Annotated in this window: 22 protein-coding genes, 2 tRNA genes and 2 pseudogenes; 21 read left to right on the top strand and 5 right to left on the bottom strand. The window is 67.1% G+C overall.

Annotation, left to right across the window (positions count from 1 at the left end; all coding sequences use genetic code 11):
- Positions 1-137 precede the first annotated feature (137 nt).
- Positions 138-806, top strand: a complete 669-nt coding sequence (locus tag LI94_RS05695) for a hypothetical protein (RefSeq protein ID WP_239651158.1) — start codon at positions 138-140, stop codon at positions 804-806.
- Here LI94_RS05695 and pepN read toward each other — a convergent pair whose 3' ends face one another.
- Positions 807-3380 (bottom strand): aminopeptidase N, encoded by a 2574-nt coding sequence (gene pepN / locus LI94_RS05700; RefSeq protein ID WP_024440795.1) that lies wholly within the window; start codon positions 3378-3380, stop codon positions 807-809.
- 60 nt (positions 3381-3440) lie between these two features.
- On the opposite strand from pepN, the gene LI94_RS05705 reads away from it, so the two are divergent.
- On the top strand, positions 3441-3821 hold the full coding sequence (locus LI94_RS05705; RefSeq protein WP_046300579.1) for a DUF1304 domain-containing protein: 381 nt from the start codon (positions 3441-3443) through the stop codon (positions 3819-3821).
- A 51-nt stretch (positions 3822-3872) separates the two neighbouring features.
- On the opposite strand, the gene LI94_RS05710 is transcribed toward LI94_RS05705, so the two are convergent.
- Positions 3873-4259: a hypothetical protein gene (locus LI94_RS05710; protein WP_125078435.1), complete on the bottom strand. Its 387-nt coding sequence runs from the start codon at positions 4257-4259 to the stop codon at positions 3873-3875.
- A 198-nt stretch (positions 4260-4457) separates the two neighbouring features.
- Between LI94_RS05710 and LI94_RS05715 the strand changes: the two genes are divergently transcribed.
- The 3 genes from LI94_RS05715 to LI94_RS05725 are packed head-to-tail and all read left to right on the top strand — an operon-like array spanning position 4458 to position 6422.
- Complete coding sequence (locus LI94_RS05715) at positions 4458-5072, top strand: DsbA family protein (RefSeq protein WP_046300581.1); 615 nt, start codon at positions 4458-4460, stop codon at positions 5070-5072.
- Positions 5073-5113: 41 nt separating this feature from the next.
- Positions 5114-5593, top strand: coding sequence for a ribose-5-phosphate isomerase (locus tag LI94_RS05720; protein ID WP_024440792.1), 480 nt, complete (start codon positions 5114-5116; stop codon positions 5591-5593).
- 22 nt (positions 5594-5615) lie between these two features.
- Positions 5616-6422 carry a zinc finger domain-containing protein gene (locus tag LI94_RS05725; protein ID WP_046300582.1) on the top strand — a complete coding sequence of 269 codons (807 nt, stop codon included), beginning with the start codon at positions 5616-5618 and terminating at the stop codon, positions 6420-6422.
- Positions 6423-6970: 548 nt separating this feature from the next.
- Here LI94_RS05725 and LI94_RS05730 read toward each other — a convergent pair.
- Both LI94_RS05730 and LI94_RS05735 read right to left on the bottom strand, forming a co-directional pair.
- Entirely contained in the window at positions 6971-8194 is a 1224-nt protein-coding gene (locus LI94_RS05730) for a serine hydrolase domain-containing protein (RefSeq protein ID WP_046300583.1), read from the bottom strand.
- 182 nt (positions 8195-8376) lie between these two features.
- Positions 8377-8450 (bottom strand) — tRNA-Gly (locus LI94_RS05735).
- A gap of 136 nt (positions 8451-8586) precedes the next feature.
- Here LI94_RS05735 and LI94_RS05740 point away from each other — a divergent pair.
- The 4 genes from LI94_RS05740 to clpP2 all read left to right on the top strand — a co-directional run bounded on the left by LI94_RS05740 (position 8587) and on the right by clpP2 (position 11478).
- Positions 8587-8663: transfer RNA gene (locus LI94_RS05740), tRNA-Pro, on the top strand.
- 57 nt (positions 8664-8720) lie between these two features.
- Positions 8721-10160, top strand: a complete 1440-nt coding sequence (tig, locus tag LI94_RS05745) for a trigger factor (RefSeq protein WP_046300584.1) — start codon at positions 8721-8723, stop codon at positions 10158-10160.
- A 95-nt stretch (positions 10161-10255) separates the two neighbouring features.
- Positions 10256-10834: an ATP-dependent Clp protease proteolytic subunit gene (locus tag LI94_RS05750; RefSeq protein ID WP_024440788.1), complete on the top strand. Its 579-nt coding sequence runs from the start codon at positions 10256-10258 to the stop codon at positions 10832-10834.
- On the top strand, positions 10831-11478 hold the full coding sequence (clpP2, locus tag LI94_RS05755; protein ID WP_024440787.1) for an ATP-dependent CLP protease proteolytic subunit ClpP2: 648 nt from the start codon (positions 10831-10833) through the stop codon (positions 11476-11478). The genes LI94_RS05750 and clpP2 overlap by 4 nt, the downstream gene beginning before the upstream one ends.
- Positions 11479-11504: 26 nt before the next feature.
- Here clpP2 and mmuM read toward each other — a convergent pair whose 3' ends face one another.
- Positions 11505-12437 (bottom strand): homocysteine S-methyltransferase, encoded by a 933-nt coding sequence (mmuM, locus tag LI94_RS05760; protein ID WP_024440786.1) that lies wholly within the window; start codon positions 12435-12437, stop codon positions 11505-11507.
- A 265-nt stretch (positions 12438-12702) separates the two neighbouring features.
- Between mmuM and clpX the strand changes: the two genes are divergently transcribed.
- The 12 genes and pseudogenes from clpX to LI94_RS05820 form a co-directional block, all read left to right on the top strand.
- On the top strand, positions 12703-13986 hold the full coding sequence (gene clpX, locus LI94_RS05765) for an ATP-dependent Clp protease ATP-binding subunit ClpX (RefSeq protein ID WP_024440785.1): 1284 nt from the start codon (positions 12703-12705) through the stop codon (positions 13984-13986).
- Between the two features lie 271 nt (positions 13987-14257).
- Positions 14258-16213, top strand: coding sequence for a 2-oxoacid:acceptor oxidoreductase subunit alpha (locus LI94_RS05770; RefSeq protein ID WP_192830914.1), 1956 nt, complete (start codon positions 14258-14260; stop codon positions 16211-16213).
- Complete coding sequence (locus tag LI94_RS05775) at positions 16210-17295, top strand: 2-oxoacid:ferredoxin oxidoreductase subunit beta (protein ID WP_024440783.1); 1086 nt, start codon at positions 16210-16212, stop codon at positions 17293-17295. The genes LI94_RS05770 and LI94_RS05775 overlap by 4 nt, the downstream gene beginning before the upstream one ends.
- A gap of 4 nt (positions 17296-17299) precedes the next feature.
- Complete coding sequence (gene mobA / locus LI94_RS05780; RefSeq protein WP_081654439.1) at positions 17300-17872, top strand: molybdenum cofactor guanylyltransferase; 573 nt, start codon at positions 17300-17302, stop codon at positions 17870-17872.
- 929 nt (positions 17873-18801) lie between these two features.
- Positions 18802-19035 (top strand): annotated as a pseudogene (locus LI94_RS05785) (transglycosylase family protein); the annotation flags it as partial.
- Between the two features lie 92 nt (positions 19036-19127).
- The gene (locus LI94_RS05790) at positions 19128-20384 is read left to right on the top strand and encodes a saccharopine dehydrogenase NADP-binding domain-containing protein (RefSeq protein WP_046300585.1); all 1257 of its coding nucleotides are present in this window, start codon (positions 19128-19130) and stop codon (positions 20382-20384) included.
- A gap of 96 nt (positions 20385-20480) precedes the next feature.
- Positions 20481-21071, top strand: a complete 591-nt coding sequence (locus LI94_RS05795) for a DUF937 domain-containing protein (RefSeq protein WP_024440779.1) — start codon at positions 20481-20483, stop codon at positions 21069-21071.
- Between the two features lie 92 nt (positions 21072-21163).
- Positions 21164-23815, top strand: a complete 2652-nt coding sequence (locus LI94_RS05800) for a valine--tRNA ligase (protein ID WP_046300586.1) — start codon at positions 21164-21166, stop codon at positions 23813-23815.
- Complete coding sequence (locus tag LI94_RS05805; protein WP_024440777.1) at positions 23812-25227, top strand: folylpolyglutamate synthase/dihydrofolate synthase family protein; 1416 nt, start codon at positions 23812-23814, stop codon at positions 25225-25227. The genes LI94_RS05800 and LI94_RS05805 overlap by 4 nt, the downstream gene beginning before the upstream one ends.
- On the top strand, positions 25224-25574 hold the full coding sequence (locus LI94_RS05810; RefSeq protein WP_024440776.1) for a DUF4233 domain-containing protein: 351 nt from the start codon (positions 25224-25226) through the stop codon (positions 25572-25574). The genes LI94_RS05805 and LI94_RS05810 overlap by 4 nt, the downstream gene beginning before the upstream one ends.
- Before the next feature lie 85 nt (positions 25575-25659).
- Positions 25660-26106, top strand: coding sequence for a nucleoside-diphosphate kinase (gene ndk / locus LI94_RS05815; protein WP_024440775.1), 447 nt, complete (start codon positions 25660-25662; stop codon positions 26104-26106).
- Between the two features lie 296 nt (positions 26107-26402).
- Positions 26403-26872: pseudogene (locus tag LI94_RS05820) on the top strand (hypothetical protein); the annotation flags it as partial.

The following is a 26872-nucleotide window of genomic DNA, read 5'->3' on the forward strand; positions in this document are numbered from 1 at the left end:
CCTTGGTCGCAAGCGTGAACCTCCCCGGTCCACACGCAGGACCGGAGGTCGTTTCCGCCCAGGCTCTGGCTGCACCCTCTCCAGCGCACCGGGCGTGGCTGGCGAACCTCGACCGGCGCGCTGTCGGACCGCGGGCGGTGACCGAAATCGTGCGCGAGCAGGGCCTTACGCGGGACAGCTTCCGGGCTCTGGACGTGATGGAGCAGATCACCGACCCGGATGGTAAGAGCTTCTTCATCATTCCCCGGACAGCCGGCGGCGATGCCGTGCGGCGCGCGGTGCTGCTGACCTACCTGCTCAATGCAGGCACCGGTTACGGCCGGGGCGGTGCGCGCAGTGACTTTTCCGAGACGCCGTACGGTGCCGCCGAGCTGCGGCGGATCATTGACCGTCAGCGGGCGAACCGCTGGAGCTATGCGGTGGTCCGAGGCATCTGCAACACCGGCGGCTGCGTGGCCGCCACCCCCAACGGCGTGCTGATGGTGGTGGGCGGCAACCGCATTCACGGTTCGTTCAGCCACCGCGGTGGCACCATGTGGGGTGATCTGTTCCTGGTCAACACCGAGCAAGTCTTCGATCCCGCCGGGCGGCTGCGCGAGATCGTCGAATCAGGGCGGCTCGGCCCTGGTGGACCGAGCCTGGACGCGCTGCTCCACCACGAGGAGATCCACGCCCAGCAGTGGGCTGCGCTGGGACCGGTGCGGATGCCCGCGCGTTACCTCGCCGAGGAGGCGAGGGCGCGAATCTTCGGCGGTGTCAACAGTTTCGAGAAGGACGCCGGGCTCAGCGACGGAGGATACCGCTGATCAAGCGGTATCAAAGGTGCGCGCCCGCAGCGACCGCTCCACCCCGGCCCGGCCCTCGGTGACCAACCGCCGCAGCGCCGGCGGGACCGAAGGGTCGGCCAGGAACGCGTCGGCGGCGTCCAACCCGGCCTGGCTGACATCCCACCCGGGGTACAGGCCGATCACCACGGTCTGCGCCACCTCGCTGGAACGCCGCTCCCACACCCCGGAGATCGCCTGAAAGTAGCGCGCGGTGAACGGCGCCAACAGCTCACCCTGGCCGGGCTGCACGATCCCGCCGATGATCGCGCGACCGGTGATGTTGGCCAACGTGTCGTCCTCGATCACCTGCTGCCAGGCCGCTTCCTTGACGGCGGGCTGCGGTCGGGCCGCCGACGCCTGAGCGCCTTGGCGTTGGCCGGCCGCGGTGGGGTCGCGCCGGATCTCCGCGTCGATCGCCGCAGCGTCCAGCGCACCGCCGCGGGCCAGCGCCACCACGATCCGCCAGCGCAGGTCGGTGTCGACGGCCAACCCGGCCAGCCCCTGGACGGCCGGGTCGGCGTCCAGCAGCGCGGCCAGCACCGTGATGTGCCGTTCGGCGAGCACCGAGGTGCACAGCGCGTTGAGATACGCCAGCTGGTGATCGGAGCCGGGATCGGCCTCGCGGGCCAGCTCCAGCAGCCGGTCGGCGAAAGCCGGCCAACCCTGCTCTGCGGCCCAGCCCGGCTCGGCGTAGAACCCCAGCGCGGTCTGCGCCTGCAGCAGCAGCCGCGAAGCGACGCCGACCTCGGTCTCGGCGCCGATGCCGCGCTGCACCAGTGCCACGAAGTCCCGGGCGCGCATCTCAGCCTCGCGCGTCATCTCCCAGGCCGCCGACCACACCAGGGTCCGCGGCAACGGCTCGGCGATATCGGCGATGCGCTCCGTCGCGGCGGCCAGTGACTCCGGGTCCAGCCGCAGCGCGCAGTAGGTCAGGTCGTCGTCATTGACCAGGATCAGCTTGCCGCGCGAAACTCCGACCAAGCCGGGCACTTCCGTGCTGGGCCCCTCGATGTCCAGCTCCTCGCGGTGCACCCGCACCAACCGGCCGGAACCGGCCGGGTCGTCGTCGTAGATGCCGATGGCCAACCGGTGCACCCGCGTCTCACCGGCACCCGGGGCAGCGCCGCCCTGCGTCACCGCGAATCGGGTGAAAACGGTTCCGCCGCCATTGTCTTCAGTATCGAAGTCCGCCCGCAGGGTGTTCAGTCCGGTGGTCTTCAGCCACTGCCGGCCCCAGTCGGACAGATCCCGGCCGGACGCCTTCTCCAGCGCCGCGAGCAGGTCGTCAAAGGTGGCGTTGTCGAAGGCGTGCGCGGCGAAGTAGTCGCGCAGGCCCGCCAGGAAGTGCTCCAGACCGACATAGGCCACCAACTGCTTGAGCACCGAAGCGCCTTTGGCGTAGGTGATCCCGTCGAAGTTGACCTCCACGGCGGCCAGGTCAGGGATGTCGGCGGCTATCGGGTGCGTCGACGGCAGCTGGTCTTGGCGATAAGCCCAGGACTTCTCCGCGTTCGCGAAGGTGGTCCAGGCGCTGGTGTATTCGGTTGCCTCGCTTTGGCACAGCACCGAGGCGAACGTCGCGAATGACTCGTTAAGCCACAGGTCGTCCCACCAGCGCATGGTGACCAGGTCGCCGAACCACATGTGTGCCATCTCGTGCAGCACGGTCTCGGCGCGCCGCTCATAAGACGCCCGGGTCACCTTGCTGCGAAAGACGTAGTCCTCCAGGAACGTCACCGCTCCGGCGTTCTCCATGGCGCCGGCGTTGAACTCCGGCACGAACAGCTGGTCGTACTTGCCGAAGGCATAGGGCACGCCGAAGTTGTTGTGGTAGAAGCCGAATCCTTGCTTGGTCTCGGTGAAGAGCCGCTCGGCGTCCATGTGCTGGGCCAGCGATGCCCGGCAGAACAGGCCCAGCGGAATCTCGCCGTGCTCGTCGCGATAGACGTCGTCCCAACGCGCATAGGGCCCGGCGATCAGCGCAACCAGATAGGTACTCATCTTGGGTGTGGTCTTGAAGGTGTGCACGCCGTCGCGCACGGAACTCGTGGCGCCGTTGGAGATCACCTGCCAGTGCGACGGCGCGGTGACGGTGATGTCGAAGCTGGCCTTGAGGTCGGGCTGGTCGAAGCAGGCGAACATCCGCTTGGCGTCGGCGGTTTCGAACTGCGAGTACAGGTACACCTCGTCGTCGACCGGGTCGACGAAGCGATGCAGGCCCTCCCCGGTGTTGGAGTAGTAGCACTGCGCGTCGATCTCGACGGTGTTGTGCTTGGCCAGGCCGCTCAGCGCGATGCCGACCGACTCGTCGTAGGCCGAGACATCGAGCGGGTGGCCGTTGAGGGTGGCGCTGTGGATCGTCTCGGCGGCGATGTCGATGACGGTGTCGCTGCCGGCCAGCGCGTCGAAGGTGACGACGGTGGTGGAGCGGAATGTGCGCTCGCCCGGGTTGCCGCTGCCATCGGTCAGGTCCAGGGCGATCCGGTAGTTGACGACGGTGACCGAAGCGGCCCGTTCGGCGGCTTGGTCGCGGGTGAGGTTAGGAAGTGCCACGCCCGCCAACAGTAGCCGCAGGACCGTGCGGGCGGGCTCCGGACCGAGTTTAATGAGGCCATGCACATGGCCGGTCTGACCTTCGCCGCGCTGGCCGCGGTGTTGCACGTCTACATCTTTGCGCTCGAGTCGCTGAGTTGGACCTCACCGCGCACTCGGGCCCTCTTCGGCACCACCGTCGCCGAAGCCGAAACCACCAAGACGCTGGCCTTCAATCAAGGTTTCTACAACCTGTTCCTGGCCATCGTCACGGTGGTCGGTATCGCCGCGTTCTCGTTGGACCACATCACCGTTGGGCATGCGCTGATCTTCGCCGGCGTGGGGTCCATGCTGGCCGCGGCGCTGGTTCTGGTGGCGTCGTCGCCCGACAAGGCCCGCGCCGCCGTCATTCAGGGTGCGTTCCCGGCGGTTGCGGTCGTGCTGCTGGCCCTGAGCCTGTAACCGCGCGGTGGGCATAGTTGTCCCGTGGCGCTCTGCGGCGTCGAGCAGCGGTCAGGCGCGGGTCAGAGCGAACGGGTAGGTGTCCACGTCGTGGTTGCCGCATTGGCCTTCCCAGAACACCTTCATCGTGCCCAGGTTGAATCCTGCGTCAATGGAGTACTCGCTGCGAACCGCGTCGCCGCAGGCTCCGTGACCGCTGCTGGGATGAACCCACCTGCCGTTGGTCAAGGTGAACACGGCGCCGTCGTTGCGGGTCGCAGTGCAGCCCTCCGTGGCGCAGGTGGAGGTGAACGTCCAGGTGTCGAAACGGTTTTCGGTGGGCCATGCGACACGATAGGTGCCGTCGGGTCCCGGATCGGCCTGAGCGCTCGCGGTCAGGAACAGTCCGGCTGCACCGAATGCGGCGCACACTATCGGCAGGGTTCGAGTGATTTTCATCGCTTGCCTCCGTCGCTGAGCTGGTCACCTGTGACGCTAAGCCGCCGGCTACAAGGGGCGCTATAAGGGATTTCCCTGGTATTTCGACCCGCGCCACCAGGGATTCGCGGCCAGGCGCGGTCCGCCGAATGGGAACATCAGTCCGCCCGGCATGGTTGTGTTTCGACAGTGACCGTCCGTAATCGAGAGGACCCTGCCATGCCCGCTCAAAGATCGCACGCCGAGCTCTGGTTCGACCCGTTGTGCCCGTGGTGCTGGATCACCTCCCGGTGGATCCTGGAGGTCGAGAAGGTCCGCGACATCGACGTCAGCTTCCACGTGATGAGTTTGGCCGTCCTCAACGAGGGGCGCGCCGACCTTCCCGAGCAGTACCGTGAGGGCCTCAAGCACGCGTGGGGCCCGGTGCGGGTGGCGATCGCCGCCGAACAGTTGCGCGGTAACGAGATCCTGCGGCCGCTGTACACCGCGCTGGGAACCCGGATCCACAATCAGAACAACAAGGACTTCCCGGACGTCATCGCCGGTGCGCTGGCCGAGGTGGGCCTGCCGGCCGAGCTGGCCGACGCCGCCACCAGCGACGCCTACGACGAGGCGCTGCGCGCGAGCCATCACGCCGGGATGGACGCCGTCGGCAAGGACGTCGGGACTCCGACCATCCACGTCAACGGAGTGGCGTTCTTCGGGCCGGTGCTGTCCCGCATTCCCCGCGGCGAGCAGGCGGGCGAGCTGTGGGACGCGTCGGTGACCTTCGCGTCCTACCCGCACTTCTGGGAGCTCAAGCGCACTCGCGGCGAGGCACCGGAGTTCGACTGACGGCTGGCGGGGGAGCAGACCGGGTCTGAGACAATGACGCCATGCGCGTCTACCTCGGCTGCGACCACGCCGGCTACGAACTCAAAGAAACGATCGTCGAGCACCTGAAGAAGGCCGGTCATGAGCCGGTCGACTGCGGGGCCTTCAGCTACGACGCCGAGGACGACTACCCAGCGTTCTGCATCGCGGCGGCGGCCCGCACGGTGGCCGACCCCGAGAGCCTCGGCATCGTGATCGGCGGGTCTGGCAACGGCGAACAGATCGCCGCCAACAAGGTGCCGGGGGCGCGGTGTGCCCTGGCCTGGAGCACCGAAACCGCGCAGCTGGCCCGGGAACACAACAACGCCCAGCTGATCGGCATCGGCGGCCGGATGCACACCACCGCTGAAGCGCTCGCCATCGTCGACGCGTTCTTGAGCACCCCGTGGTCGGAGGCCGAACGCCACCAGCGGCGCATCGACATCCTGGCTGCCTACGAGCGCACCCACGAGGCACCACCGGTGCCCGGCGCGCCCGCCTGACGTCGGCACAGACTGGTCTGACATGCCGGAGGGGCACATCCTGCACCGGCTGGCCCGGCTCCATCAGCGCCGCTTCGCCGGGGCGCCGGTCGCGGTGTCCAGCCCGCAGGGTCGCTTCGAATCCGGCGCCGCCGTAGTCGACGGGCAGCCCCTGCTGCGTGCCGAGGCGTGGGGCAAGCACCTGTTCCACCACTACGGGCGCGGGCCGATCGTGCATGTGCACCTGGGGATCTACGGCCACTTCACCGAGTTCGACCTTTCTGAAGGCGGCCTGCCCGAACCGGTCGGCCAGGTGCGGATGCGGATGGTGGGCGCCGATTACGGCACCGATCTGCGTGGTCCGGCCGCATGCGAGGTGGTCGACGAGGCCCAAGTCGCCGACGTGATCGCGCGGCTGGGACCCGACCCGCTGCGCGGTGACGCCGATCCGTCGCTTGCTTTCAAGCGAATTGCCAAGTCCCGCAAGACTATTGCTGCGTTGCTGATGGACCAGTCGGTGCTGGCCGGGGTCGGCAACGTCTACCGCAGCGAGGTGCTGTTCCGGCACCGGATCGACCCCTACCGGCCCGGTGTGCAGATCGGCGAAGCGGACTTCGCCGAGATCTGGGCCGACTTGGTGGCGCTGATGAAGGTCGGGCTGCGTCGCGGCAGCATCGTCGTCGTCCGGCCCGAGGATGACCACGGCGCACCGGCGTACGCGGCCGGCAAGCCTCGCACCTACGTCTACCGCCGCGCCGGCGACCCGTGCCGGGTGTGCGGGACTGCCGTGCGGACCGCTGAACTTGAGGGCCGCAATGTGTTCTGGTGTCCGTCCTGTCAGTCGGGCTAGGCGGACCACCGCCCTGGCTGATCGGGCTAGCGCCTCTGGACGAACGCGGAGCCGATGACGGGACTTGAACCCGGGATTGCGGGGCCCGAAGGCGACAAAAACGACTAAAAGTGCATAAAATCGCACATTGGTCGACGTAAATGGGTAGTGTGAACGAGACGCAAGCCGTGGGTGGGCGCACCAGCTAGGCAGCCAAAAGGAGACTCGTTAAGGGATGCGAAAAATCTATGGCACTTTGGGCTTGGCTGCAGTGGCAGCGCTCACCGTCGTACTAGCGCCGCAGGCTCAGGCCGGGCCGTATGAGGACTGTATGGCCAGATCCTCGCGCAGTCTGATTGCACATCTCATGTGCGCAGAGAAGGCGAGCGCGCCTCCGCCGGCCGATACACCGCGACCAGCACCGGCATTCGACCCAACGAACTGTGTTGGCAGGAATGGGGAACGGGTGATATGCCCGTGCAGCGGTCCTGGCGCACCATGCGGGTAGTTGGGCCAGGTGTGGTGGGTTTCGGTCGTCAAGTCCCCGGACGTACGGTACGGATGTTCCGTTAGTCGTCGTAGATCCCCTCGCGTCGGGGCCGAAGCGGCACCCCGAGTGCCCGGTAGATCTCGTTGGAGAGCACCACGCTGCGCGGGTCGGCATTGGCCTGGGTGTGGTCGAACCGGTTCATCACGTAGCCGTAGCCAATCCGGTGCTCCAGATCGGCGAACGCGAACGACCCGCCGAGGCCGCCGTGACCGAAGATCCGCCGATTGGGTCCATTGACGCCTTGGGCGTTGAGCATGTAGCCCATGCCCCACCCGTGCTCGGCGACTCGGGGGCCGAGCACCAGGTCGGTTTCGGTGCCGCCCTGCAGTACCCGCAGACGGTCCATGGCGGGCCGGCTGAGCAGCTTCTCCTGCACCAGTGCGTTGTAGAACGTGGCCATGCCCAGGGCAGAGACCTGGGCGTTGGTGCCGGGAAACTCCAGCTGACGCCAGAGCGTCAGGTCGTTGGTGGCGATCTCGTCGTCGGGAGCGAATCCCATCGCCACCGCCAGTCCCGCCTTGGGGTGGTCGTCCAACGAGGTCGGGCGCTTCGGTGCGCCGGCCGAGGACAGCATCTCCCGGATCGTCGGCTTGCCCACCGGGTCGGCACAGCGGTAGGGCTGCTGCTCGGCCGGCACCCCGATGTGCACCTCGGCGCCCAGCGGTCCGGCGACCTCGGTGCGCAGGTACTGGCTCACCGTCAATCCGGTCACCCGCCGCACCACCTCGCCGATGATGAAGCCGTAAGTGGTCATGTGGTAGCCCTGCGCGGTGCCGGGACGCCACCAGGGTTCGGCGGCGGCCAACCGCTCGCAGACCAGATCCCAGTCGGTGACGTCGCGCCAGTGCATGGGTTCACGCGGTCCGATCGCCCCGGAACGGTGCGCCAGCACCATCGCCAGTGAGATCTCGCCCTTGCCGGCCTGGCCGAACGCCGGCCAGTAGTGGGCCACCGGCACCCGCAGGTCCAGTTCCCCGGCATCGGCGAGCCGGTGCACGCAGGTGCTGGTCAGGCCCTTGCTGCCGGACAGCACGGTGCTCAGGGTGTCTTCCTGCCAGGGCCGCTGGCCCTCGACGTCGGCGGAGCCGGCCCACAGATTGACGACGAGCTCGCCGTCGACATAGGCGGCGACGGCCGCGCCGAGTTCGTCGCGCTCGGTGAAGTTGCGCTCGAATTCGTACCGCACCTTCGCAAAGCGCGGGGAGCACGTCCCATGGATTTGGACGTGCCGTGTGCCGCCCATGGCGTGCCTTCCTGCTAGGGAGAATCCCCTGCCGCGGGGGCGACGGGGCGATCGGACCCGCGTAGCTTGCTTGGAAGGATAAGTCCGCGGCGGCGCGCGAGTACAGCAAGCCCCCGGGGCTGGGGGAGGGCCACGCCGGAGGCCGCCGAACCGCAGGTCGGCGGATCCCAGGTCGGTCCTTGTGGAGCGGGCGACGGGAATCGAACCCGCGTAGCTAGTTTGGAAGACTAGGGCTCTACCATTGAGCTACGCCCGCATGAACAGCTAGAGCGAGACTGTACCGGCGTGGCGGACCCGAAATCCAATTGCCCCGTCGCGGTGGCTTCGTGGGGCGTTGGCAGCAGGTCATTGTGATTACCGTTATGCCGGGCCGTAGGATCGCCTGGTCAGTGCGGGGTGTAGCGCAGCTTGGTAGCGCATCCGCTTTGGGAGCGGAAGGCCGCAGGTTCAAATCCTGTCACCCCGACCAGCAGCGCGCGCCGCACCGGCACGACCGACCATGTCAACGATATCGAGGAGTACACCCGTGAAGAGCACCGTCGAGCAGCTGACCCCGACCCGGGTTCGCATCAACGTTGAGGTGCCGTTCACCGAGCTTAAGCCGGACTTCGAGCGGACCTACAAGCAGTTGGCGCAGCAGGTGCGGGTGCCGGGCTTCCGGCCGGGCAAGGCTCCGGCCAAGCTCATCGAGGCCCGCTTCGGTCGTGCCGCCGTGTTGCAGCAGGTGGTCAACGAGGCGTTGCCGAGTCGCTACACCGAGGCGGTCACGAGCTCGGACCTCAAGCCGCTGGGTCAGCCCGACATCGAGGTCACCAAGCTCGACGACGGTGAGAACATCACCTTCACCGCCGAGGTCGACGTGCGTCCGGAGATCACGCTGCCTGACCTGGAGCAGCTCAAGATCACCGTGGACCCCATCGAGGTCAACGATGACGAGGTCGACGCCGAGCTCGACTCGCTGCGCGCCCGGTTCGGCACCCTGACCGGTGTCGATCGCCCGGCCGCCAAGGGCGACTTCGTCTCGATCGACCTGGACGCCACCGTCGACGGCGAGACGGTTGAAGGCGCTGCCACCGAGGGGCTGTCGCACGAGGTCGGATCGGGCCAGCTCATCGAGGGCCTCGACGACGCCATCGTGGGGCTGTCGGCCGGTGAGAGCAAGTCCTTCACCACCAAGCTCGCGGCCGGCCCGCAGGCCGGTAAAGACGCTGAGGTCACCGTCACGGTTCAGTCGGTCAAGGAGCGTGAGCTGCCGGAGGCCGACGACGAATTCGCGCAGCTGGCCAGCGAATACGACACCATCGGCGAACTCCGCGAGAACCTCATCGAGCAGGTGAGCCGGACCAAGCGCATCCAGCAGGCCGAGAAGGTCCGCGAGGTGACGCTGGAGACTCTGGTCGAGCAGGTAGAGATGCCGCTGCCCGAGGCTGTGGTGCAGGCGCACATTGACAACGCCCTGCACAACGCCCTGCATGGTCTTGACCACGACGAGAACAAGTTCGCCGAGTCGCTGGCCGAGAAGGGCTCCTCGCGCGCCGAGTTCGACGCCGAGACCCGCAGCGAGGCCGAGAAGTCGGTGAAGACTCAGCTGCTGCTCGACGCGCTCGGCGACAAGCTCGAGATCCAGGTAGGCCAGAACGACCTCACCCAGCACCTGGTGCTGATGGCACGTCAGTACGGCATCCCGCCGCAGCAGCTGGTGCAGTTCCTGCAGCAGAACAACCAGCTGCCGGCGGTCTTCGCCGACGTGCGCCGCGGCATGGCGCTGGCCGCGGCGGTGCGTGCGGCTGAGGTCAGCGACACCGCGGGCAACGCGATCGACACCGCCGAGTTCTTCGGAACCGACTCGGATGAGGGCGGCGAAGCCGCCGACGCGGCCGCCGAAGCGTTGGCCGCCGCCGAGGAAGCCGAGGAAGGCGACGACGCGGTTGAGGCCGTTGCGGCCGAGGCAGCATCCGACGAGTGACGCTGTAAGCGAACTAAGCCGGTTCGGACCGCCCTGAGCCGTCCCGGTTGGTTAGGGTCGGTGCATATGAATCTCGAGAAAGCAGGTATCCCACTGTGAGCCAGCCCGGACTGAATCTCGTCGACTCGGTATACGAGCGGCTACTGCGAGAACGCATCATCTTCCTGGGGTCGCAGGTGGACGACGACATCGCCAACCGGCTGTGCGCCCAGATCCTGCTGTTGGCCGCCGAGGATCCGACCAAGGACATCTCGCTCTACATCAACTCGCCGGGCGGTTCGATCAGCGCGGGCATGGCGATCTACGACACCATGGTCCTGGCGCCCTGTGACGTCGCCACCTACGCCATGGGCATGGCCGCCTCAATGGGCGAGTTCCTGCTCGCGGCGGGCACCAAGGGCAAGCGTTACGCCCTGCCGCACGCCCGGATCCTGATGCACCAGCCGTTGGGCGGGGTGACCGGCAGCGCCGCCGACATCGCCATCCAGGCCGAGCAGTTCGCGGTCATCAAGAAGGAGATGTTCCGGCTCAACGCCGAGTTCACCGGGCAGTCCATCGAGCGCATCGAGGCCGACTCCGACCGCGACCGCTGGTTCACCGCCCAGGAAGCCCTGGAATACGGCTTCGTCGATCACATCATCACCAGCGCCCACGTCAACGGAGCCGCATCATGAACCCCGAAACCTTGCGAGCCATCGCACCGCAGGCGCGCTACATCCTGCCGTCGTTCGTGGAGCACTCCAGCTGGGGTGTCAAGGAGTCGAACCCGTACAACAAGTTGTTCGAGGAGCGGATCATCTTCCTGGGTGTCCAGGTCGACGACGCCTCGGCCAACGACATCATGGCCCAGTTGCTGGTCCTCGAGTCGCTGGACCCCGACCGCGACATCACCATGTACATCAACTCCCCGGGTGGTTCCTTCACCTCGCTGATGGCGATCTACGACACCATGCAGTACGTGCGGGCCGACATCCAGACCGTGTGCCTGGGTCAGGCCGCGTCGGCTGCGGCGGTGCTGCTGGCGGCGGGCACACCCGGCAAGCGGATGGCGCTGCCCAACGCCCGGGTGCTGATCCACCAGCCGTCGCTGTCCGGAGTGATCCAGGGCCAGTTCTCGGATCTGGAGATCCAGGCCGCCGAGATCGAGCGGATGCGGACCCTGATGGAGTCCACCCTGGCCCGCCACACCGGCAAGGACGCCGAGCAGGTCCGAAAGGACACCGACCGCGACAAGATCCTCACCGCGGTCGAGGCCAAGGAGTACGGGATCATCGACACCGTGCTGGAGTACCGGAAGCTGTCGGCGCAGACCGCCTAGCTATTTCTGCAACACCGAGCGTGCATTCAGCGCGAATTTCCGTTGGGATTTTCGCGCTGAGTGCACGTTCGGCGTAATACGGCCGGTCGGCGTATTTCGGCCGCCAGCGCGGTGATATCGGCCGGACTGACCCGGCAGCAACCGCCCACGATGCGTGCTCCGGCGGCTACCCATTGCGGCACCAGCGCCGGCGAGAGCCGCTTCGGTCCGACCCACTCCCCGGAGTCCCAGCGCTCACCGCTGTTGGGGTACACGATCACCGGCTTGCCGGTGACCTGGTGGGCGATATCGATCGCCGGCAGGACGTCTTCGGGGGCGCAGCAGTTCACTCCGACGGCGACGATCTGCGGCACACCGGCGGCCACCGCGAAGGCCTCGGCAAGGGGCTGTCCGGCACGGGTTTGCGCGCCATCGATCGTGTAACTGAGCCAGGCCGGCACATCCGTCTCCCGGACCAGACCCACCAGTGCCGCTGCCTCATCGAGGTCCGGCACGGTCTCCAGCGCGAGCAGATCGGCGCCGGCGTCGGCCAGGATCTCGAACCGGGGCCGGTGCCACACAGACAGTTGGCCGACCGAAAGTCCGTACCGGCCGCGGTATTCCGAGCCGTCGGCGCGAGCGGCGCCGTACGGGCCGACCGACGCCGCAACCCAGTGCGCACGCTCGCCGCCGGCCTGGCGGGCCAGGTCCACGCTGCGGCGCAACAGCCCAGCGGCTGCCCGGCGATCGATCCCGCGGGCGGCAAACCCCTCGAAGCTTGCCTGGTAGCTGGCGGTGGTCGCGATCTGTGCGCCGGCGGTCAGGAAGGCCGCATGCACGGACGCGATGTCGCGGGGTGCCTCAACGAGCAACCGGGCAGACCACAGCGGGTCGGACAGGTCGGCCCCGCGGGCTTCCAGTTCCGTCGCCAGCCCCCCATCGGCGACCAGCACGGTATCGTCGGGCACGGCGAACCCCACGTTTGCCACTCTAGAGCTGGAAAGGCTCCGCCCGTCTCACAGCCGGGTAACGCCCCCGAAACGCTCACGCCACGCCAGCGCGTCACACGCCGGCTCTGGCGCTCGGGCTATATCTTCGTGGGGCAGGCAGACGGAGCCCGTGATGAATACCAACGACGCGATTCGGCCTTATCGGTCGCCTCGCACCGGAATGAACGGGTAGCGTCGGAGCAGACACCGGCACCCCGACGACAGACGGCGAACAGGAAGTAGGTCCTAACGCACTATGGCGCGCATCGGAGACGGCGGGGACCTGCTGAAGTGTTCGTTCTGCGGCAAGAGCCAGAAGCAGGTCAAGAAGCTCATCGCAGGTCCAGGCGTATACATCTGCGATGAGTGCATCGACCTGTGCAACGAGATCATCGAAGAGGAGTTGGCCGACGCCGACGACGTGAAGCTCGATGAACTGCCCAAGCCTGCTGAGATCCGGGAGTTCCTGGAGGGCTACGTCATCGGCCAGGACACGGCTAAGCGGACGCTGGCGGTGGCCGTCTACAACCACTACAAGCGCATCCAGGCCGGCGAGAAGAGCCGCGACTCGCGCTCCGGTGAGCCGGTTGAGCTGACCAAGTCCAACATCTTGATGCTCGGGCCCACCGGCTGCGGCAAGACCTACCTGGCCCAGACCTTGGCCAAGATGCTCAACGTGCCGTTCGCGATCGCCGACGCCACCGCGCTGACCGAAGCGGGTTACGTGGGTGAGGACGTCGAGAACATTCTGCTCAAGCTGATTCAAGCGGCCGACTATGACGTCAAGCGCGCCGAGACCGGCATCGTCTACATCGACGAGGTCGACAAGATCGCCCGCAAGAGCGAAAACCCGTCGATCACCCGCGACGTCTCCGGCGAGGGCGTGCAGCAGGCGCTGCTGAAGATCCTGGAGGGCACGCAGGCCTCGGTTCCGCCGCAGGGCGGTCGCAAGCACCCGCACCAGGAATTCATCCAGATCGACACCACCAACGTGCTGTTCATCGTCGCCGGTGCGTTCGCCGGTTTGGAGAAGATCGTCTCGGACCGGGTTGGTAAGCGAGGCTTGGGCTTTGGTGCGGAGGTTCGGTCCAAAGCCGAGATCGACACCACCGACCACTTCGCCGAGGTCATGCCCGAGGACCTGATCAAGTTCGGTCTGATCCCCGAGTTCATCGGCCGGTTGCCGGTGGTGGCCTCGGTGACCAACCTCGACATGGAGTCGCTGGTCAAGATCCTGTCCGAGCCCAAGAACGCGCTCGTCAAGCAGTACACCCGACTGTTCGAGATGGACGGGGTGGAGTTGGAGTTCAGCCAGGACGCGCTGGAGGCCATCGCGGACCAGGCCATTCACCGCGGCACCGGCGCGCGCGGACTGCGGGCGATCATGGAAGAAGTCTTGCTACCGGTGATGTACGACATCCCGAGCCGCAACGACGTCGCCAAGGTCGTCGTGACCAAGGAAACGGTGCAGGACAACGTGTTGCCGACCATCGTGCCGCGTAAGGCATCCCGCGGCGAGCGTCGCGACAAGACCGCCTGATCCGGGGGCGGCGCTCGTCGCCGCACAAAGTTACTCGCCAGTACCCGACTTCTCTTAGAGTTGGCGTGCGAGTGAACGTGATGAAAACCACATTTCTGGCTCAAGTTGACCGCGAACCGTGGTGTGACATCGACATTTAACACTGAGTAACCCGAATTTCGACACGGTGTGGCGTCGTATGGTCTATAAGAGCGGTGCAATAATCGGTACTGCCAGTGACAGAAAAACTTGTGGGTGCGCCAGCCGTGCTGGACGGCCCGGGTGGACAGTGATGGAAGGCGGGGCCGTGGGGCCGAGTGGTAATGGAGTCGGGTCGGCACCCGGTCGCCAAAAACTCGAAAAGGTCGTCATCCGTTTCGCCGGTGACTCCGGCGACGGTATGCAGCTCACCGGCGATCGCTTCACCTCTGAGGCGGCTCTGTTCGGAAACGACCTGGCCACCCAGCCGAACTACCCGGCCGAGATCCGCGCACCTCAGGGCACCCTGCCGGGTGTGTCGTCGTTTCAGATTCAGATTGCCGACTTCGACATCCTCACCGCCGGTGACCGCCCCGACGTCTTGGTGGCGATGAACCCGGCGGCGCTGAAAGCCAACATCGGGGACCTGCCGCGCGGCGGCATGGTGATCGTCAACTCCGACGAGTTCACCAAGCGCAACCTGGCCAAGATCGGCTACGAGACCAACCCGCTGGAGACCGAAGAACTCTCCGACTACGTCGTGGTCCCGGTCGCGATGACCTCCCTGACGCTCGGCGCGGTCGAGGCCATCGGCGCGACCAAGAAAGACGGCGCCCGGGCCAAGAACATGTTCGCCCTGGGCCTGCTGTCCTGGATGTACGGCCGGGAGCTGGAGAGCAGCGAGCGCTTCATCCGCGAGAAGTTCGCCAAGAAGCCCGACGTGGCCGACGCCAACGTCCTGGCGCTGAAGGCGGGCTGGAACTACGGCGAGACCACCGAGGCGTTCGGCACCACCTACGAAATCGCCCCGGCCAAGCTGCCGGCAGGCGAGTACCGCCAGATCTCGGGCAACACCGCGATGGCCTACGGCGTGATCGTCGCCGGTCAGCTGGCCGACACCCAGGTGGTGCTGGGGACCTACCCGATCACCCCGGCCTCGGACATCCTGCACGAGCTGTCGAAGTACAAGAACTTCAACGTGCTGACCTTCCAGGCCGAGGACGAGATCGCCGGCATCGGTGCGGCGATCGGCGCCTCGTACGGCGGCGCACTGGGCGTCACCAGCACGTCCGGTCCCGGCTTGGCGCTCAAGGCCGAGGCGCTGGGCCTGGCGGTGATGACCGAGCTGCCGCTGCTGCTGATCAACGTCCAGCGCGGCGGCCCGTCCACCGGCCTGCCCACCAAGACCGAGCAGGCCGACCTGATGCAGGCGCTCTACGGACGCAACGGTGAGTCGCCGGTGGCGGTTGTGGCGCCGTGCACGCCGTCGGACTGCTTCGACGCGGCCATCGAGGCGGTCCGGATCGCGGTGACCTACCGCACCCCGGTGGTGCTGCTGTCCGACGGCGCGATCGCCAACGGTTCCGAGCCGTGGCGTATCCCGGACGTTGCCGCGATGGAGCCCATCGACCAGAAGCTGGCCAAGGCCGGCGAGGACTTCGCGCCGTACGCGCGCGACCCGGAGACCCTGGCCCGGCAGTTCGCCATCCCCGGCACCCCGGGCCTGGAGCACCGGATCGGTGGCCTGGAAAAGGCCAACGGCTCCGGGGCGATCTCCTACGAGCCGGCCAACCACGATCTGATGGTTCGGCTGCGTCAGGCCAAGATCGACGGCATCAAGGTTCCCGACCTGGTCGTCGACGACCCGTCCGGGGACGCCGAGCTGCTGATGCTGGGCTGGGGCAGTTCCTACGGCCCGATCGCCGAGGCCTGCCGGCGGGTCCGGCGGGGCGGCGTCAAGGTTGCGCAGGCGCACCTGCGCAACCTCAACCCGCTGCCGGCCAACCTGGGTGAGGTGCTGCGGCGCTACCCCAAGGTGGTGCTGCCGGAGATGAACCTGGGCCAGTTGGCGCTGCTGCTGCGCGGCCGCTACCTGGTCGATATCCAGTCGGTGACCAAGGTGACCGGCCAGGCATTCCTGGCCGATGAGGTCGAGGGGATCATCGACGACGCGCTGGCCGGCACGCTGGCCGACCGGGAGAACGAGAAGGCGTCGCTGGCCAGGGCCGCGGCGGTCACCATTGCGGGTACAGCAGGAGCGAACTCATGACCACCACCGAAGCTGTCGGCTCGCTTGTCGGAACCGATCTGGGACTGACCGCGCTGAGCGGGGTCCCCACCACCGACGAGCCGCAGAAGTCCAAGGACTTCACCTCCGACCAGGAGGTGCGCTGGTGCCCGGGCTGTGGCGACTACGCCATCCTCAACTCCGTCCGCAACTTCCTGCCTGAACTGGGGGTGCGGCGGGAGAACGTGGTGTTCGTCAGCGGGATCGGCTGCTCGAGCCGCTTCCCGTACTACATGAACACCTACGGCGTGCACTCGATCCACGGCCGTGGCCCGACGTTCGCCACCGGGCTGGCGACCGCCCGCGAAGACCTGAAGGTGTTCCTGATCACCGGTGACGGTGACGCGCTGTCGATCGGCGGCAACCACCTGATCCACACGCTGCGACGCAACGTCAACATCACCATCCTGCTGTTCAACAACCGGATCTACGGCCTGACCAAAGGCCAGTACTCGCCGACCTCGGAGACCGGCAAGGTCACCAAGTCGACGCCGTACGGGTCGCTGGACAACCCGTTCAACCCCATCTCGCTGGCCATCGGCGCCGAGGCGACCTTCGTCGGGCGTGCCCTGGACTCCGACCGCAAGGGCCTCACCGAGGTCCTGCAAGGTGCGATGGAGCACCGCGGCTCGGCGCTGGTGGAGATCCTGCAGGACTGCCCGGTGTTCAACGACGGCTCCTTCGACCTGCTGCGCAAGGAAGGTGCGGACAGCCGCATCATCAATGTCCGGCACGGCGAGCGCATCGTGTTCGGCGCCGAGGGGGAGTACTGCGTCATCAAGTCCGGTTTCGGGCTGGAGGTCGCCAAGACCGCCGATGTCTCGGCCGAGCAGATCGTGGTGCACGACGCCACGCAGGCCGACTCCTCGTACGCCTTCGCGCTGTCGCGGCTCTCGGAGCAGGACCTGTCGCACTTCCCGATGGGCATTTTCCGCAAGGTCAGCAAGCCCACCTACGACGACCTGGCTCGCGCGCAGGTCGCCGAGGCCCGGCAGTCGACCGCTCACGACACCGCCGCACTCCAGGCGTTGCTGCGTGGTCGCGACACCTGGACTGTCGACTGACGCCATGAATGCCGGTCGGTTGGCCGGTGTCGTGCTGGCCGGCGGGGCATCGCGCCGGATGGGCCGCGATAAGGCCACGCTAACTGTGCCGGGCAGGTTCGTCGGTCTGACATTGGTGCAACACCAGGTCTCGGTGCTGGCGCAGCGTTGCGATCCCGTCTTCGTGGTGGCCGCGGAGGGCCAGCTGCTGCCCGAGCTTGCTGCGCAGGTACTGCGCGACGAAGTGCCAGGGCTGGGTCCGTTGCCCGCAATCGGGCTGGGGTTGCGGGCCGCGGCACGCGCCGGCGCCCAGCGCGCCTTCGTCTGCGCGGTCGACATGCCTTTTCTGACAACAGATTTGATCGACGCACTGACTTCTTCCGCGGCCGACGTCGTATTGCCGCACGCTGAGCGAGACCACTATCTGGCCGCGGTGTATCGCACCGCCCTGGCCGACACAGTCGCCGACTTGGTGGCTGCCGGAGAACGCCGAGTGGGCGCGTTGATCGAGGTGGTCGAGGTCCGGCGGATCATCGTGTCCGACGCGTCTCCGCTGGCCAATCTCAACTCTCCGGACGACCTCAGCGGGCTGCACTGAGTCGCGCATCAGCAAATATGATTTCGAACCATAAATACGGCACGATTCAATACTGACGGATAGCGAAATAAGCCGTCATATTATCTGTATTGAGATGGAAAAATTATTGGCACAGTGCGGCATTGAAAGGTGACCGCTCTGTTCTGGTGGTCCGGAACCGCTTGTAGCGCAAGGCAATTGGCTTGGCGCCTCGGCGGGTGAGTAATGCCGGGCCGGGCTGAGTTGCAGCGTGAATGCCGCCTGGTCAATCGCATGTCAGCGCGGTATTCGGGAACCTTTCGCCTGCTCGGGGTGCGTCGGCCGGCTCCGGTCAGCTGACCTGCGACAAGTGGGGCAGCTGGTGTTGCTGAGGCTCCTGCAGCGTTCGATCCTCCCTGCGGCGGTCGATGTGGACACCGCAAACCTCCTCATTTCCAGTGGTCCAGCCCACAAAAACCTCGTGATCTGACTCACGCTCGCGGATGCGTGCCGCCGCATCGGCGGAACCGCTCAGGGCGGCGCTGACCTGCTATAACCATTCCCGATCACAGTGTGATGGTTTCGTTATCTGTCCGAAATATGCGCGGGATGCGGTTGGACTTGTCGCATGAACGTTTCGTAAGTTTCCTCTCGCCTAATGCAAGGCAAACAAATTCAATCGACGGAACCGCGTGTGAGCGGGGCCGCGGGCGGCCCCTCGAACGCCCCCGCGGTGCCGGGTGTCATCCCGGCGGGCGCACTGCCCCCGCTGTCGTGCCTGACCTAGACGGCACGTCCCGAAGACCACTCCGGCCTGGAACCCAGGCGTGCCAACCCACCCAGTGGGCGCACATCGGTGCGCGCGTTGCGAAAGGAACCATGTGAAGAACGTCCGCAAGCCCCTCACGCTGGCCGCGATCGCCGGCGCCCTGATCACCGGCGCGGTCGCTCTGTCCGACGCCACCGCTAAGGCGGACAGCGTCAACTGGGACGCCATCGCGGCCTGCGAGTCGGGCGGCAACTGGTCGATCAACACCGGCAACGGTTATTACGGCGGGCTGCAGTTCAATGCCGGCACCTGGCGTGCCAACGGTGGCAGCGGCATGCCGCACAACGCCAGCCGTGCCGAGCAGATCCGGGTTGCCGAGAACGTGCTGCGCAGCCAGGGCATCGGTGCCTGGCCGGTGTGCGGCCGTCGCGGCTGACCATCCCTGTCGCGCGATCGACGACGGCGCCGGGCGAGCAGCCCGGCGCCGTGGCCGTCGGACCGCATTCCTGACCGAGTAGCGTCGGTGGCGTGCCTGAAACGCCTCGTGAGCTCGACATCATCCTCTATGGAGCCACCGGTTTCGCAGGGAAGCTGACCGCCCAATACCTGGCCCGCGCCGGCGGCGCCGCCCGGATCGGGCTGGCCGGCCGCTCCGCGGAACGGCTGCGTGAAGTCCGCGACGGCCTCGGATCGCCGGCCCAAGACTGGCCGATCGTGGTGGCCGACGCCGGCAAACCGGCAACCCTGGAGGCGATGGCGGCCCGCACCCGGGTGGTGATCACCACCGTCGGCCCCTACACCCGGTACGGCATGCCCCTGGTCGCGGCCTGCGCCGCGGCGGGCACCGACTACGTGGACCTCACCGGCGAGGCGCTGTTCGTGCGGGAGAGCATCGATCGGCACCACCAGCAGGCCGCCGATAACGGCGCCCGTATCGTGCACGCCTGCGGCTTCGACTCCCTTCCGTCGGACATGAGCGTGTATGCCCTGTATCGGGCCGCCCGCGACGACGGCACGGGCGACCTGCTCGACACCGACTACGTGGTGCGAGGTTTCTCCGCCGGGGTGTCCGGCGGCACGCTGGCCTCGATGGTCGAGGTCCTGAGCGCTGTCGCCAAGGACCCGGAAGCCCGACGGCTGCTCAACGATCCCCACACGCTCAGCTCCGATCGGTCCGCCGAACCCCGACTGGGCCCCGAGCCAGACCTGACGTGGCGGCGGGGTCGCGACATCGCACCGGAACTGGACGGAATCTGGACCGCCGGCTTCGCCATGGCGCCCGTCAACACCCGGATCGTGCGACGCAGCAACGGACTGCTCGACTGGGCCTACGGGCGCCGGTTCCGCTACGCCGAGCACATGAGCGCTGGGTCGTCGGCCGCGGCACCGGTGCTGTCTGGGTTGGCGACCGGGATGGGCAAGGTGACCTTCGGGGCCGGCGGCCAGCTCTTGGGGCTCGTTCCGGCCGGACTGCTGGAGCGGGTGTTGCCCAAGCCGGGCACCGGCCCCAGCCGCAGCCGCCGCGAGAACGGTTACTACCGCATCGAGACGTATACGACCACCAGCAGCGGAGCCCGCTACCGCGCGGATATGGCGCAGCAGGGCGACCCCGGCTACCAGGCCACGTCGGTGCTGCTGGGCGAGAGCGCGCTGGCGCTGGCGCTGGACCGTGACGCCCTGTCGGACCACTACGGTGTGCTCACCCCGGCGGCTGCGATGGGCGATGTGCTGCTGGCCAGACTGCCTGCGGCGGGAGTGACCCTAGAGGTCGCCCGGCTGCGTTGATCGGCGCTCAATTGTTCGGTGCCGGCCACCGATCTTTCCGCTAATGTCATTTTCGACCGCTGCCCTAGCGGCACCCAGCAACGAAGGTGGAATCTCATGGCCGGTCTCGACGATCTTTTCGCTCAGATCCCCATCCAAGACATCGCCAACCAGCTCGGCGCTGACGCGGGTGAAGTGGACAGCACCATCCGAACCCTGGTGCCGGTGCTGGTCGGCGGGCTGAGTCAGAACGCCCAAGACCCGGGTCAGGCCAACAGCATCGTCAACACCGCCTCGACCTTCGCGGCGCAGGGACTGCTGGACAACGCGCTGGGCGCCAGTCAGTCCGAAGGCCAGCAGGTGATCTCCACCATCTTCGGCGGCAACGACACCAGCCAGGTCGCGTCGGCGCTCTCGGGTGCCGGCGCGGGGAACAACGACCTACTGCAGAAGCTGCTGCCGATCATCGCGCCGATCGTGCTCGCCTACATCGGCAAGCAGCTCAGCGGCCAGAAGGCCGAGCCGGCCCAGGAGCAAGCCTCCGGTGGCGGCCTCGGTGACGTCCTGGGCAGCATCCTGGGCGGTATGGCCGGTGGCGGTGCCGCCAAGAACCAGTCGATGGGCAGCATCCTGGGCAACATGATCGGCGGCAAGACCGGCGGCGCCATCGGCGACATCCTCGGGGGTCTGCTCGGCGGCAAGAAGTAGCCCCACCTGCGTGAGCAGTCGTGAAAGCCCCCGAATCGAGCCGGATTCGGGGGCTTTCGCGACTGCTCGGCAGGCATTCCTAGAATTGACCGGTGACTGACACTCCCAACACCGCCGACACCGATCACCTGCCCAAGTCATGGGAGCCGGGTGCGGTAGAGGACGCGATCTACCAGCGTTGGGTGGATGCCGGCTACTTCACCGCGAATCCGACCAGCGATAAGCCCGGCTATTCGATCGTGCTGCCCCCGCCGAACGTCACCGGCAGCCTGCACATGGGGCATGCGCTCGACCACACCCTGATGGACGTGCTGACCCGTCGTAAGCGGATGCAGGGCTACGAGGTGTTGTGGCTGCCGGGCATGGACCACGCCGGCATCGCCACCCAGAGCGTGGTGGAACGCCAGCTCGCCGCCGATGGCAAGAGCAAGCAAGACTTCGGCCGCGAACTGTTCATCGAGAAGGTGTGGGACTGGAAGCGGGAGTCCGGTGGCACCATCGGCGGCCAGATGCGCCGGCTCGGCGACGGTGTGGACTGGAGCCGTGAACGCTTCACCATGGACGACGGCTTGTCGCGGGCGGTCCGCACCATCTTCAAGCGGCTCTACGACGCCGGGCTGATCTATCAGGCCGAGCGACTGGTCAACTGGTCGCCCGTGCTTCAGACCGCGATCAGCGATCTCGAGGTCAAATACGAAGACATCGAGGGCGAGCTGGTGTCGTTCCGCTACGGCTCACTCGATGACGCCGAGCCCCATATCGTGGTGGCCACCACCCGGCTGGAGACCATGCTCGGTGACACCGCGATCGCGGTGCATCCCGACGACGACCGGTACCGCGAACTGGTGGGCAGCTTCCTGCCGCACCCGTTCCTGGAACGACAGATCGCTGTGGTCGCCGATGCGCACGTCGACCCCGAATTCGGTACCGGCGCGGTCAAAGTCACCCCCGCCCACGATCCCAACGACTTCGAGATCGGCCTGCGTCACCAGCTGGAGATGCCGACGATCCTCGACGAACGCGCCCGGATCACCGGCACCGGAACACAGTTCGACAACATGGATCGGTTCGAGGCCCGGGTCGCGGTGCGTGAAGCGCTGGCCGCGCAAGGCCGCATCGTCGCCGAGAAGCGTCCCTACGTGCACAGCGTCGGGCATTCCGAGCGCAGCGGCGAGGTCATCGAACCGCGGCTGTCCATGCAGTGGTGGGTCGACGTCTCCTCGCTGGCCAAGGCCGCCGGTGACGCGGTCCGCAACGGAGACACGGTCATCCATCCCAAGAGCCTGGAGCCGCGCTGGTTCGGCTGGGTTGACGACATGCACGACTGGTGCATTTCCCGGCAGCTGTGGTGGGGGCACCGCATCCCGATCTGGCACGGGCCCAACGGCGAGAAGGTCTGCGTCGGACCGGATGAGACCCCACCGGAGGGCTGGGAGCAGGACCCCGACGTGCTGGACACCTGGTTCTCCTCGGCGTTGTGGCCGTTCTCCACGATGGGCTGGCCGGACGCCACGCCTGAGCTGGAGAAGTTCTATCCGACAAGCGTTTTGGTGACCGGCTACGACATCCTGTTCTTCTGGGTCGCCCGGATGATGATGTTCGGCACCTTTGTCGGCGGCGACGCCGCGTTGCCCGAGGGCAAGGTTCCGTTCCGCAATGTGTTCCTGCACGGCCTGATCCGTGACGAGCACGGTCGCAAGATGAGCAAGTCCCGCGGTAACGGGATCGACCCGCTGGACTGGGTGGAGATGTTCGGCGCCGACGCCCTGCGGTTCACCCTGGCCCGCGGGGCGAGCCCCGGCAGTGACCTGTCGATCGGTGAGGACCATGCCCGCGCGTCGCGGAACTTCGTCACCAAGCTGTTCAACGCGACACGGTTCGCCCTGATGAACGGCGCCTCGCCGGCGCCGCTGCCACCGGTGGAGGAACTGACCGACGCCGACCGCTGGATCCTGGGGCGCCTGGAAGAGGTTCGTGCCGAAGTAGATTCGGCGTTCGAGGGCTACGAGTTCGGACGGGCGTGCGAGGCGCTGTATCACTTCGCCTGGGACGAGTTCTGCGACTGGTACGTCGAATTGGCCAAGACTCAGCTGGGGCAGGGGCTGACCCACACCACGGCCGTGCTCGCGGCGGTGCTCGACACCCTGTTGCGGCTGTTGCACCCGGTGATCCCCTTCGTCACCGAAACTCTGTGGCAGGAGCTCACCGGTGCAGAGTCGCTGGTGATCGCGGATTGGCCGGCCCCGTCGGGCATCGCCTTGGACCAGGTGGCCGCGCAACGGATCACCGACATGCAGAAGCTGGTGACCGAGGTGCGCCGGTTCCGCAGCGACCAGGGTCTGCGTGACCGGCAGAAGGTCCCGGCCCGGCTGACCGGCATCGAGGATGCCGACCTGGCCACCCAGGTGGCCGCGGTGGCGTCCCAGGCCTGGCTGACCGAGCCGGGACAGGACTTCGCGCCCTCGGCCACCGTCGAGGTAAGGCTCGGCGCCGGTGCCAAGACGAGCACCGTCGTCGTCGAACTGGACACCTCGGGCACCGTCGACGTCGTCGCGGAACGCCGCCGCTTGGAAAAGGACTTGGCCACCGCGCGCAAGGACCTCGATGCCACCTCGGCAAAGCTGGGCAACGACGAATTCCTGGGCAAGGCGCCCGAGGCTGTGGTCGAGAAGATCCGGGCCCGCCAACAGCTGGCCCGCGACGAGGTGGAACGGATCACCGTGCGTCTGGCAGGCCTGGCGTGACCGATCAACCGGTCGGCACCACTGAGCCCACCCCGGACGAGGTCGCGGCGCTGCTGCAGGTCGAGCACCTGCTCGATCAGCGGTGGGGCGAGACCAAGATCGAACCGAGCCTGACGCGCATCAACGCCCTGCTGGAACTGCTCGGATCGCCGCAGCGAGGTTACCCGGCCATCCACGTCGCGGGCACCAACGGCAAGACCTCGGTGGTGCGGATGATCGACGCGCTGCTGACGGCATTCAGCCGCCGGACCGGGCGCACCACCAGCCCGCATCTGCAGTCGGCGGTCGAGCGCATCGCGATCGACGGCCAGCCGATCAGCCCGGCGCGCTATGTGGAGACCTACGCCGAGATCGAGCCCTTCGTGCAGATGGTCGATGCGTCCTCGCAGGCAGACGGGGGACCGGCCATGAGCAAGTTCGAGGTGCTCACCGGGATGGCGTTCGCAGCCTTCGCCGACGCTCCCGTCGACGTCGCCATTGTGGAAGTCGGCATGGGCGGCCGCTGGGACGCCACCAACGTCGTGGACGCTCCGGTCGCCGTCATCACCCCGATCGGCATCGACCACGTCGACTACCTCGGCGACGACATCGCCGGTATCGCCGCGGAGAAGGCCGGCATCATTCACCGCTCGCCGGACGAACTGACCGACACCGTGGCGGTCATCGCCCGTCAGGCGCCCGAGGCGATGGAGGTGCTGCTCGCCGAATCGGTGCGCGCGGATGCCGCGGTGGCACGGGAGAACTCCGAGTTCGCGGTGCGCAGCCGTCAACTCGCGGTCGGCGGACAGGTGCTGGAACTGCAGGGCTTGGGCGGGGTGTACTCCGAGATCTTTCTGCCGTTGCACGGTGAGCATCAGGCCCACAACGCGGTGCTGGCGCTGGCGGCGGTGGAGGCGTTCTTCGGGGCCGGCGCCGATCGGCAGCTTGATGTCGAGACCGTCCGGGCGGGTTTCGCCGCGGTGCGCAGCCCCGGCCGGCTGGAGCGGATGCGCAGTTCGCCCACCGTGTTCATCGACGCCGCGCACAACCCGGCCGGCGCCGCCGTGCTGGCCCAGGCCTTGGCCGAAGATTTCGACTTCCGGTATCTGGTCGGTGTCCTCAGCGTGCTCGCTGACAAGGACGTCGACGGAATCTTGGCGGCGCTAGAGCCCGCGTTTGATCGAATCGTGGTGACCCATAACGGTTCACCGCGTGCGCTGGACGTCGAGACGCTTACCGTTGCGGCAGCGCGGTGGTTCGGTGACGACCGGGTGGTCACCACCGAGACGCTTGAAGATGCGATCGACACCGCCACAGCGCTGGTCGACGAATTCGATTCCGAAGGCCAAGCTTCGGGAGCCGGCATCGTGATCACCGGATCGGTGGTCACCGCCGGTGCGGCCCGCTCGCTGTTCGGGAAGGACCCGGCATGACCCAACCGACCGACGTTCCTGACCCCTGGCGGGGTTTTCGCGGCGTGATGGCCGCGACGCTGATACTTGAAGCCATCACGGTGCTGCTGGCTCTGCCGGTGGTCGGCGTCGTCGGGGGCGGTCTGACACCGTTCTCGTTGGCGTACCTGCTCGGCTTGGCGCTGGTGCTGCTCTTGTTCGCCGGCATCCAGGGCCGCAGCTGGGCCATTTGGGCCAATCTGGCGCTGCAACCGGTACTGGTGGCCGGCTTCGTGATCTATCCCGGTGTGGGCATCATGGGCCTGGTGTTCACGGTGGTGTGGGGGCTGATCGCCTATTTCCGTGCGGTGGTCTTGCGACGCTCGTGACGGAACCGGTGACCGGGGCCGGTACGCTGTCGCCGTGCCGCTGGCGACGACGCAGGGCGGAGCAATGGATGAGGAGCGGCGCTGCATGACTGAGCGGACTTTGGTGCTGATCAAGCCGGACGGCGTGAACCGGCGGCTGGTGGGCGAGATCATCAACCGGATTGAGAAGAAGGGCCTGACGTTGGCGGCCCTGGAACTGCGGCCGGTACAGCAGGCCGTGGCCCGGCAGCACTACGCCGAGCACGACGGCAAGGCGTTCTTCGCTTCGTTGCTGGACTTCATCACCTCGGGTCCCGTGGTCGCCGCTGTGGTGGAGGGACCGCGCGCCATCGAGGCGTTCCGGCAGCTCGCCGGTGGTACCGACCCGGTGGCCAAGGCCACCCCGGGCACCATCCGCGGTGATTTCGGTCTGGAGACCCAGTTCAACCTGGTGCATGGCTCGGACTCGCCGGAGTCGGCCGAGCGTGAGATCGCGCTGTGGTTCCCCGACCTGAAGCCGTCGGTGTCGACGGATCCGATGACCCTGGCCTGACCGCGGAGTTAGTGCCTTTCGTTCGGCTCCTGTGGATTGTGTGGGATACTGACTAACGGGTGAACGTCACCGGACCGGTTTCCGACACCCGAATGAAGACTTCGGCGAGTGCGACGGTCGCGATATGTGATGCGGCGCCGATCGCCGGTTTTCATTCAGCCAGGCACCGAGTCGGTTCAACCCGAGCCCCTCGGAGCGAGACCACCACAAGCCCGGGGAAGTGAGCCGGGCCCATAACGAGAAGTCCTCGCGTGGCCGCGTCGCAACGACGCGCCCGGGGGCTTGAGGAGACGTACGTGGCAGACCCCTCTTTTTTTAATGGTCCTGATTCAGAGGTATCAGCAGCACCGAGCGAGCATGAGGAGCTGCCCGATCGACTTCGGGTGCACTCGCTGGCGCGGGTTCTGGGCACCACCAGCCGGCGGGTCCTGGAGGCGCTGACCGAGTTGGACGGGCGGGCGCGCAGCGCCCACTCCAGCGTGGATCGGGTCGAGGCGGTGCGGGTCCGCGACCTGCTGGACTCGGCAGCCGCGCCCGCTGTCACCGGACTGTTTCAGGAGGCCGGGGAGGCCGACGCGACGGGCGAGGTCCCCGACGAGCCGGAGTCCCGGTTGCTGCTGGAAACGGCACCGGAGCCGGCCGCTGTGCGGGCTGACTACATGCCGTTGTTCGTGGCGCCGCAGCCGGTCGCCTTCGAGCGCGCGGTGCCGCGCGACGTCGAAGTCGAGTCAGACGACGCGGACGACTACCTGTCTCTTATACACAT

Source organism: Mycobacterium sp. UM_Kg27, from assembly GCF_000972905.1.
Classification (GTDB): Bacteria; Actinomycetota; Actinomycetes; order Mycobacteriales; family Mycobacteriaceae; genus Mycobacterium.